General features: G+C 69.0%; 9 protein-coding genes. 4 read left to right on the top strand and 5 right to left on the bottom strand.

Annotated elements, in window-relative coordinates:
- Positions 1 to 311 precede the first annotated feature (311 nt).
- Positions 312 to 2,480: a DUF4139 domain-containing protein gene (locus tag ACFSOX_RS23415; RefSeq protein ID WP_378480232.1), complete on the top strand. Its 2,169-nt coding sequence runs from the start codon at positions 312 to 314 to the stop codon at positions 2,478 to 2,480.
- Positions 2,481 to 2,916: 436 nt separating this feature from the next.
- Positions 2,917 to 3,183, top strand: coding sequence for a PilZ domain-containing protein (locus tag ACFSOX_RS23410; protein ID WP_378480231.1), 267 nt, complete (start codon positions 2,917 to 2,919; stop codon positions 3,181 to 3,183).
- A gap of 49 nt (positions 3,184 to 3,232) precedes the next feature.
- Here the strand turns inward: ACFSOX_RS23410 and ACFSOX_RS23405 are convergent, their stop codons facing one another.
- Both ACFSOX_RS23405 and ACFSOX_RS23400 read right to left on the bottom strand, forming a co-directional pair.
- Positions 3,233 to 3,841, bottom strand: coding sequence for an HXXEE domain-containing protein (locus ACFSOX_RS23405; protein ID WP_378480230.1), 609 nt, complete (start codon positions 3,839 to 3,841; stop codon positions 3,233 to 3,235).
- 276 nt (positions 3,842 to 4,117) lie between these two features.
- Positions 4,118 to 4,324, bottom strand: coding sequence for a hypothetical protein (locus ACFSOX_RS23400; RefSeq protein ID WP_378480229.1), 207 nt, complete (start codon positions 4,322 to 4,324; stop codon positions 4,118 to 4,120).
- Between the two features lie 432 nt (positions 4,325 to 4,756).
- Between ACFSOX_RS23400 and ACFSOX_RS23395 the strand changes: the two genes are divergently transcribed.
- Positions 4,757 to 5,971 (top strand): AAA family ATPase, encoded by a 1,215-nt coding sequence (locus tag ACFSOX_RS23395; protein WP_378480228.1) that lies wholly within the window; start codon positions 4,757 to 4,759, stop codon positions 5,969 to 5,971.
- 253 nt (positions 5,972 to 6,224) lie between these two features.
- Positions 6,225 to 6,578: a hypothetical protein gene (locus tag ACFSOX_RS23390; RefSeq protein WP_378480227.1), complete on the top strand. Its 354-nt coding sequence runs from the start codon at positions 6,225 to 6,227 to the stop codon at positions 6,576 to 6,578.
- An 11-nt stretch (positions 6,579 to 6,589) separates the two neighbouring features.
- Here the strand turns inward: ACFSOX_RS23390 and ispG are convergent, their stop codons facing one another.
- From ispG to ACFSOX_RS23375, 3 genes are all read right to left on the bottom strand, one after another.
- Entirely contained in the window at positions 6,590 to 7,870 is a 1,281-nt protein-coding gene (ispG, locus tag ACFSOX_RS23385; RefSeq protein ID WP_378480226.1) for a flavodoxin-dependent (E)-4-hydroxy-3-methylbut-2-enyl-diphosphate synthase, read from the bottom strand.
- A 54-nt stretch (positions 7,871 to 7,924) separates the two neighbouring features.
- Positions 7,925 to 8,908 carry a DMT family transporter gene (locus ACFSOX_RS23380; RefSeq protein ID WP_378480225.1) on the bottom strand — a complete coding sequence of 328 codons (984 nt, stop codon included), beginning with the start codon at positions 8,906 to 8,908 and terminating at the stop codon, positions 7,925 to 7,927.
- Positions 8,909 to 9,007: 99 nt separating this feature from the next.
- On the bottom strand, positions 9,008 to 9,493 hold the full coding sequence (locus ACFSOX_RS23375) for a transcriptional repressor (protein WP_378480224.1): 486 nt from the start codon (positions 9,491 to 9,493) through the stop codon (positions 9,008 to 9,010).
- Positions 9,494 to 9,599: the final 106 nt, after the last annotated feature.

Raw genomic sequence — 9,599 nt, 5'->3', positions numbered from 1 at the left:
GCGCCACCAACCGAGGCTCGCCGCATAAAGCACAATCCGTGCCGGACAGCCGTGGTCCGCGCCCCGGGATGACCAAGGAGTTATCCTCGCCCCTCACGTCCCGACGGCCCGCGGCGGGGCAAACTGCCGTCCCTCCCCATCGAACCCCTGCCCCCACGCCGCACACCAACCGCGTGCCGGCGCCGTCGTCACATCGGCATCATGCGCCCGCCCTTCGGGCGCCCAGGTTCGGGTCTTCGGTACCGCCGGTGACACCGCCCTCGCGGCCGGATCGGCCGGCGCGACGGGGCGGTCAGCGACGGGATCGTCAGATGCCCCTGCACCATAGGTTTCGCTCCGCCGGCCGCCGCCCGCCTTTCGCGCCGGCCTCTTCGCCGTGCACGGCGTCGCGCCGCACGGCCCTGCCGTTCCGCACGGCCCTGCTCGCGACCGCCGCGCTTCTGGTCGCGCCGGCCCTCGCCGGCCTCGGTGCGGCCGACGCGGCCGAGCTGCCGCTGAAGCGGGTCGTGCTGTCCTCGGCCGGCCTCGCCCAGTTCATCCATGCCGGGACCGTGAACGGCGGCGCCACCGTGGAGCTGCCGGTGCGGCTCGACCAGGTCGACGACCTCCTCAAGAGCCTCACCGTGTTCGACCGCGCCGGCGGCATCGGCGCCGTCAGCCTGCCCGGCAAGACCCCGCTCGCCGAGCTGTTCCGCGACCTGCCGTTCGGGCCGGAGGCGCTCGCCTCGCCGTCGGCGCTGCTCAACGCCCTGGTCGGCACCGAGGTGGAGATCGCCGGCCCGGTGAACGCCACCGGCCGCGTGTTCCGGGTCGAGCCGGAGGAGACGGCGCTTCCGAACGGCGGCGGCACGGTGACGCGCCACCGCCTCGCGCTGATGACGGCGCGCGGTCTCGTCACCGCGGTGCTCGAGGATCTCACCGCGCTGCGCTTCACGGACCCGGAGACCCGCGTCCAGATCGAGCGGGCGCTGGCCGGACAATCGCAGAACCGCGCCAAGGATCGCCGCACCCTGTCGATCGGCTTCCTGGGCGACGGCAACCGCCCGGTCGGGCTCGGCTACGTGGTCGCGGCGCCGGTGTGGAAGACCTCGTATCGGCTGGTGCTGCCCAAGGAGGGCGGGAAGGCCCGGCTGCAAGGCTGGGCCGTGGTCGAGAACCTCACCGGCGGCGACTGGACGGACGTCGAGCTGGTGCTGGTCTCGGGCAACCCGGTGGCCTTGAAGCAGCAGCTCTACACGGCCTTCTACACGGACCGCATCGAGGTTCCGGTGACGACCGCGGCGCGCGTGCTGCCGCGCCCCGACGACGCCTCGGACGCCACCGAGAGCCGTCCGGGCCCGCGGGCCAAGGCGGCCGGCACGGCGCTCGCCCGGCGCGAGACGATGCCGGCGCCGCAGGTCGGCCAGATGCAGCGGCTGATGGCCCCGGCGATGTCCGCCCCGGCCGCGGCGCCGCCGCCGGCCGAGGCCGATGCGCTCGCCGGCGCCGCTCAGGCCGCCGAGGCCGAGGAGGCGGCCACCCAGCTCCTCTACCGCTTCCCGGCCAAGGTGACGGTCGCCACCGGCCACACCGTGATGGTGCCGTTCGTCGACCGTGAGGTGACGGCGACCCGCACCTTCCTCTACCAGCCCGAGGTCTCGGCGCGCCGCCCGCTCGCCGCGCTGCGCATCCGCAACGACGGCGAGGCGAGCCTGCCGGCCGGCATCGTCACGGCCTTCGACGGCGGCGCCGACGGGACCGCGAACTTCGTCGGCGACGCGCAGCTTCCGCTGCTCGCCCGCGGCACCTTCAAGTACGTGACCTTCGCGCTCGACGCCAAGACCGACATCCGCCGCGAGGATTTGGGCGTGCGCCGCACCACGCTCGGCAAGGCGGTCGACGGGACGCTGACGCTGACGACGCGGTCGCGCCGCACCCTCGCCTACGAGATCGTGGCGCCCGCCGACGAGGACCGCGAGATCGTCGTCGAGGAGGCCCGCGCCGACGGCTGGTCGCCGGCCGAGGGCAGCAAGGGCGTCGAGGAGACGCCGACGCGCCTGCGCCTCGCCGTCAAGGCGCCGAAGGGCCAGACCACCAAGGCGTCGCTGGTGCTGGAGCGCACCGATCGCCAGACCGTGGTGCTGACCGATTACGCTCCGGAGGAGATTCTGGCGCGCATCCGTGGCCTGGAGAACGAGACGCCGGCCGTGAAGGAGACGGTGCTCAAGCTCGGCGCGCTGGTCGGCGAGATCAACCGGGCGCGGGCCGAGCGGTCGCGGCTCGAGGCGGAGCGCAAGCGCATCGGCGAGGACCAGGAGCGGCTGCGGCGGAACCTGCAGTCGATCGGCGCGAATTCCGATCTCGGCCGCCGCTACGTCGACACGCTCAAGGCGCAGGAGGACCGGCTCGCCGAGATCGCCCGGAGCGAGCAGACGCTCGACGCCGAGATGGCGTCCAAGCGCCAGGCCGCCGTCGAGGCGGCACGGCAACTGAAACTGTGAGGCGGGACCGGGTCTGATCAGATCAGGCGGAGAACGCGCGGCGCTCTTCTTCACCTCTCCCCGGCGGAGAGCGTCGCAGATTTGCTCGGTCGTCCCGGGGCGGCGCGCAAGCGCCGAGCCCGGGATCCATACGCCCTGTCTGTCGTAAGCCACCTGCACCGCGGTTATGGATCCCGGGCTCGCGGACCTGCGGTCCGCGCCCCGGGATGCCGAATTCTGCAAAGCCCTCTGCCGGGGAGAGAGAGGGAGCGCGCAGCACACGGCGCGGCGTCGAAGGACATCGGCGTCCCCGCTCCGCAAATTTCCTCGCATTGTCCGAAAAACACGCGTCGAAATCTTACGGACGCGCTTTGCCGGCGCTTAGCGCGGGGCGCCCAAGATCGCCTCGACCACGGCGACGCGACGCGCGGCGCCGGCGACACGAGGCGTATCAGCAATGGTTTTCTTCCGTCAGCAGCAGAACAAGCTGCGTGAGCTGCGCCGGAGCCCCCGGTTCGAGGTGCACTACCCGGCCTTCTTCGATCCGTGCGACGGCTCGACGCTGCAGAGCTGCATGATCTGCGACATCTCGTCGGGCGGCGCCAAGCTGACCGTGCCCAACCCGATCGACATGCCGTCCGAGTTCCTGCTCCTGTTCCAGCGCCGCTGCCGCATCGTGCGCCGCGACGACCGCCAGATCGGCGTGATGTTCCTGAAAGGCTGAGTGCGCGGCGCCGCGGCACGCCGGCCGCGACGCACGTCGCGACGGACCGTCACACCAGCGCGGGCGTGCGGCGCCGATAGGGGATCACGAACAGCGCCGCGATCGGGACGTGCAGCAGCACGCCCGCGACCACGAGGCCGGCGATCTCGGCCCCGCTCAGGGTGCCGCGCAAGAACTCGGTGGCGAAGACCCAGACCGTGAACGGCAGGAAGATCGCGATCGAGGTGACGAGGCCCGGATTGTAGCCGCGGAACCGCACCGTCGTGCCGATATGCGACAGGCCGTTGACGAAGGTCAGCCCCACCCAGCCGAGGCCGAGCCAGCGCAGCGTCTCCGGGAACAGTGCCGCGAGGCCGATCGGCAGCCACACCCAGGCGATGTTGACGAGCGCGACGCCGGCCTCGTCCACGGGCCAGTCGTCGCGGCCGGTCTTGAACACATGCGCGTTGGCGTATTGGCGGAAACCGCCCGGCCACAGATGCTCCTCGATCTGATGGACCATGTAGATGATCAGCAGCGCGGCGAACATCGCCTGCTCGCTCGCCGGGTTTTCGCGGAACATCACGAGCCACAGCGCGGCGACCAGGATGACGAGGACCGGCAGGATCGTCTGCCAGGACCGAGAAACGGCGTGGGCGAGGCGGTGCAGGAGCGGCACGGCGGGTCTCCGGGTTCGGGGGCACGAGGGACCGCGCCGCAGGGCGGCGCCCGTCCGCGCGCCGCGCGGCCGGTCGGAGCACCCTACCGGAGAGTCGTGAAATCCTTGCTAATACGGCGCAACGCCGAGCCGGCGCGCGCGCCACGGCCCGCGGCCCGCGCCGCTCTCGTCATGCCGGGGGGGCGGACCGGACGGTCCGCGAACCGGATCCAGCCCCGGATTCGGAGCTTCGGGCGACGACTGCGCGTCAGGCGCGCTCGTCACGGGAGGCGCCGGTCAAGCGCGCTTGGCGGTAAGCTGATCGATCTTCTTGGCGATGAGAAACGCGAACGGGATGGCGACGACGAAGCCGGCCGCCGCGACGATCGGGATCAGCCGCATGCCCTGGTCGTAGAGCGACGGCACGCTGACGATCGCGACCACCAACGCACCGGCGAGTGTGATGCCGAGAACCATCCAGACGAGCACCGCGATCTTCAGCATGGGCCAGATCTCCGTCCGTGTTCTTGTTTCGCGCCGGGGCGACTGTCGCGCCAGGGCGACGCGGCGCCGGCGCGGTCCCGCCGCGATCGCGGCGGCCCACCCGGCGATCCCGGCCCTATACCGCGCCGCCGCGAGAAACGGCTTGAGATGGATCAAGATGCGCATACGTGCATGCGATCGCGAGGTCGCGGCCGATCGCGACATGGATGGCCGCCCCACCCCTCCCGTTATTCTCATCAGCCAAGCGAAGCCTAGCCTCGTCGGGGGCGGCCCGGTTTCGCGCTCCCGGCCTCCGCGCTACACTGTTTTGAAATCCGCCCGACTCATTGCGGCCCGGTCTTCGCCGCGCACTCCGAACATGCGGTTGCGCCACTTGCGAGACGGCGACAGCAAAGACCAGAGACGCATAACTTCCATAGCAGGCATCGTATAATGAAAACTGCCGCAAAAGCCCTGCGCTTTACTCGGGTAAAGCTGACGAACTGGCGCAACTTCCGATCAGCAGAGGTCAACCTCAGTTCACGGGCGTTTCTTGTCGGCCCGAACGCATCTGGAAAGTCGAACTTCTTGGACGCCCTCCGGTTTCTTCGCGATCTCGCAAAGCCGACGGGCGGATTGGCAACCGCACTCGCGAGTCGGTCGCGGCCCGCCTCGGGCGCAGCGACATCACCAACGGCAGCAGCCCTGAGCGGACTCTCCGCTGTGCGGTGTCTGGAGGCCCGCAATCCGAGCTATGTCGAGCTCGACGTCGATGTCGGAACCGACGAGACGCCGAACCGCTGGGGATATCAGCTCCAATTCGGACGGAAGGGCTCGGAGAAATTCGCGACGGTCCTGCAGGAGATCGTTCGCCTGCCAAATGGAAAGACCATCCGGCACCAAAGGCTCGCTGGCGACGACGATGCGTTGCAGTTTACCCAAACAAAATTAGAGCAGGTCGGACAAAACAAAGAATTCCGCGAACTCGTCGAGTTTTTTGCATCGATCAGATACCTGCACGTCGTTCCTCAGATCGTGCGCGATCCTCAGCGCGCACAAAAGGACGAGGATCCTTATGGAGGCGACCTCCTCCAGCGCATAAAGGATATGCCTAAAAAGACACGGGAACCGCGTCTCAGAAGAATTTCCGCGGCGTTGCAGATTGCCGTGCCCCAATTCAGGGATCTCCAGTTGGAAGACGACAACCAAGGTCGCCCCCACCTGCTGGCATCGTACGAGCATTGGCGGCCGAATGCTTCGAAGCAAAGTGAAGAGGTCTTTTCGGACGGAACGCTGCGATTAATTGGATTTCTATGGTCGATCACAGAAAAAGGCGGCCCTTTGCTTCTAGAAGAACCAGAACTTTCACTTCACGATGCAATATCCGCTCAGATTCCGGCCATGATTACTCGAGCGCAGCGCCTTTCCGGCCGGCAAGTGATTTCCACCACTCACTCGTTTGCGATGCTTGACTCACCTGGCGTTGGCTTACAGGAGGTCCATCGGCTCGTCGTCGGCCAAAGTGGCACGACCATCGAGACCGCAGCCGACAATCCCCGGGTGGCCGCCCAGGTCAGAGAAGCCGGATGGACCGTCGGCGCCGCAGTCCTCCCCCTCGCAAAAGCCGACAAACTCGAGACGCTGGCGCAGCTCGATGTCGCCAATTAGGGTCGATTACATCGGCGAAGGTCCGACCGACGCAGCGATTGCGCGGGTGCTGATCCGGGCTGCCGGCGGCGAACCGGGAACCGACTACGTCACGCCGAGACGTGGTCGCGGCAAGGACAGTCTGGATTCGCGACTGCGGGGAATGAACATTGCCGCCCGTTGGGGCCCTGTTCTCGCACTTCGGGACATGGATCAAGACGCCCCCTGTCCCGGTGAACTCGCTCGACGCCTCCTCCCGGAGCGAGAGGAGGCCATGTGTTTCCGCATCGTCGTCCATGCCGCCGAAGCTTGGCTGATGGCGGACCGACGCGCATTTGCCCGAGCCCTTGGCGTCGAGGAGAAATACGTTCCGTCTGATCCCGAAACGCTCATTCGCCCGAAAAGCTCGATCGTAGACCTCGCCCGAAAATCTCGTGTTGCCGAAATCCGTCGCGAACTCGTTCCAGACCCGCGGTCGGGCCTGGAGGGAGGCCCGGCTCTGGGAGCTTGGCTCTCTGGTTTTGCGGATCGATTGTGGAGCCCCGAGCGTGCGGCCGATTCCGGCCGCGCTCCTTCACTGAGCAAGGCACTGAAGCGAATCGAGGAGTTGATCAGACGTTCCGGGTGATACGGCCCGCCCTACTCCGCGGCCGTCCGCGCGCCGGTGCCCCAGCGGCGCTCGATGTAGTCGATCACCATGGCCTGGAAGTCGGCCGCGAGCGTTGGGCCGCGCAGGGTCGCGACCTTCTTGCCGTCGACGAAGACCGGGGCGGTCGGCTGCTCGCCGGTGCCGGGCAGCGAGATGCCGATGTCGGCGTGCTTGGACTCGCCGGGCCCGTTCACGATGCAGCCCATCACGGCGACATTGAGCGTCTCGACGCCCGGATAGCGGGTCTTCCACTCGGGCATCGAGGTCAGGATGAAGCTCTGGATGTCCTTGGCCAGCTCCTGGAACGTCGTCGAGGTCGTGCGCCCGCAGCCCGGACAGGCGGCGACCAACGGCACGAACACCCGGAAGCCCATGGTCTGCAGGATCTCCTGCGCGACCTTCACCTCGAGGGTGCGGTCGCCGCCCGGCTCCGGCGTCAGCGACACCCGGATGGTGTCGCCGATGCCCTGTTGCAGGAGGATGCCGAGCGCCGCCGACGAGGCGACGATGCCCTTCGAGCCCATGCCGGCCTCGGTGAGGCCGAGATGGATGGCGTAGTTCGAGCGGCGGCCGAGCTCCTGATAGACGGCGATCAGATCCTGCACCGCGGACACCTTGGCCGACAGGATGATGCGGTTCCGCGGCAGGCCGATCTCCTCGGCGCGCGCCGCCGACAGCAGCGCCGACTGCACCATCGCCTCGCGGGTGACGGCGCGCACGTCCTTGGGCGCGGCGAGCTTGGCGTTCTCGTCCATCAGATGGGTGAGCAGCTCCTGATCGAGCGAGCCCCAGTTGGCGCCGATGCGCACCGGCTTGCCGTGCTTGATCGCCATCTCGACGATCGAGGAGAACTGCTTGTCGCGCTTGTCCTTGAAGCCGACATTGCCGGGATTGATGCGGTACTTGTCGAGCGCCTCGGCGCAGCCCGGATGGTCGGCGAGCAGCTTGTGGCCGATGTAATGGAAGTCGCCGACCAGCGGCACGTCGATGCCGGCCTTGAGCAGGCGCTCCTTGATGTGCGGCACGGCGGCGGCCGCCTCGTCGCGGTCGACCGTGATGCGGACGATCTCGGAGCCCTGACGGGCCAGCGCCGTCACCTGCGCGACCGTCGCGGCGACGTCGGCCGTGTCGGTGTTGGTCATCGACTGCACCACGATCGGAGCACCGCCGCCGACCGTGACGTTGCCGACCTTCACGCCCACCGTCTCGCGGCGCGGCGCCGGACCTGCCAGTTCGCTGACCGCCGATTGGCTCAGGGCCGGATCGCTCATCGTGCAACTCCCGAAAATGCAACGGCTGCGGAGTGCCAGACCCGCATGCCGGCGTCAACGCGACTCGTTCGTCCCGGCCGGTGTTCCGCCCGGAGGGGCGGCTTCGCCGGCGCGGCGGGGGCGGTTCACCAGCACCAGCCCGGCGACCACCAGGGCGGCCGCCACGGCGAACGGCCAGTCTATAGCATCTCCGAGCACGACATGCCCGGCCAACACCCCGAACAACGGGGTGAGGAACGTGAAGGCCGAAAGACGGCTGGCCGAATAGTGCTTCACCAGGGCGAACCACAGCCCATAGGTGATTCCGACCACCCAGATGGTTTGATAGGCGAGCCATCCGGTCGCCGCGGGGCGCGGCACGCCCGCGACGGTCTCCCCGAACGCCAGCGCCGCGAGCCCCAAGATGGGGATCGAGGCGGCGAGCTGGTAGCCGAGCGTCTTCTCCGGCGCGACATGGACGAGGCGCGAGCCCTTCACCACCAGCGTGGTGGCCGCCCAGAACACCGCCGAGACGAGCAGGAGCGCGTCGCCGGCCAGCGTGCTCGCCTCGGTTGCGGCCAGCGCCGCTGCGTCGCCGGCGGCGCTCGCCGGGGCGAGGAGATGCGGCACCCCGATCGCCACCGCGACGCCCACGAAGGCCGTCACCAGACCGAGCCACTGCAGCCGCCCGAGCCGCTCGCCGGGCAGGAAGAACGACCCGCCGAGCGCCACGAACAGCGGCGCCGTGTAGAGAAAGATGGTGCCGCGGCTCGCCGTGGTCATCAGGAGGCCGCGGTAGATCATGACGAACTCGAGCCCGAACAGGAGCCCGGTGAGGAGGCCGGCCGGCAAGCTGCCGTCGCGCGAGAACAGCGGGACGCGGCGCATCGCGCACCAGGCGAGCAGCATGGCGAGCGCTCCGGAGGAGCGGATCACCCCCTGGATCAGCGGCGGGATGTCGGGCAGCGCCGCCTTGATGGCGACCTGGTTGAGGCCCCAGCTCACGCTGAGAGCGACGATCGTCACGGTCGCGAGCGCGTCGAGCGGGCGGGCGGGCACGGCATGGTCCTGGCTGGGGCTGGGGCTGGGGCTGAGATCGAGACGGGGCGGCCGCGCGGCTCCGGCGCGCCGGATGGCCGGTGGCGGCGACGACGGCGCTCAGGCGTCGGCGGCGGCGCAGTGGCTGCACACGCCCGTCACCTCGATCACCGAGATCTTCGGGGTGAAGCCCTGCTGTCCGGCCGAGGCCTTGATGGCATCGGCGATCGCCGTCGACGGCGCCTCGCCCACCGCGCCGCAGCGCTCGCAGATCAGGAAGGCGACCAGCGCGCCCGAGGCATGGCTGTGCGAGCAGGCGAGGAACGCATTGCGACTCTCGATCCGGTGGACGAGGCCCTGGGCGATCAGGAAGTCGAGGGCGCGATAGACCGTGATCGGCGCCGGCCGCGGCCCGCCGGGCGCGACCAGCTCGAGGATCTCGTAGGCACCGAGCGGCTTGTGGCTGGAGGCGAGCACCGCGAGCACCTGCCGCCGCATCGGGGTCAGGCGCTCCTGGCGCTCCTTGCACAGGCTCTCGGCATGCGCCAGCACGGAGGCCGAACAGCCGGCATGGTCGTGGTCGGGAGACGGAAAGGCCGCGGACATGCCCTCTATTTATCGGCTTGGGCCGCGCTTTTCAAAGGCGGCCGGAGCGGTTCCAGGGCACCGAACTCGGGTTAACGGCGGTTTCGGGGTAGCGGAAGGTCTGATT

It is taken from the genome of Rhodoplanes azumiensis (assembly GCF_042682915.1).
Lineage (GTDB): Bacteria > Pseudomonadota > Alphaproteobacteria > Rhizobiales > Xanthobacteraceae > Rhodoplanes > Rhodoplanes azumiensis.
The sequence above is the reverse complement of the archived record's forward strand: the minus strand, read 5'-3'. Positions and strand labels throughout refer to the sequence as shown.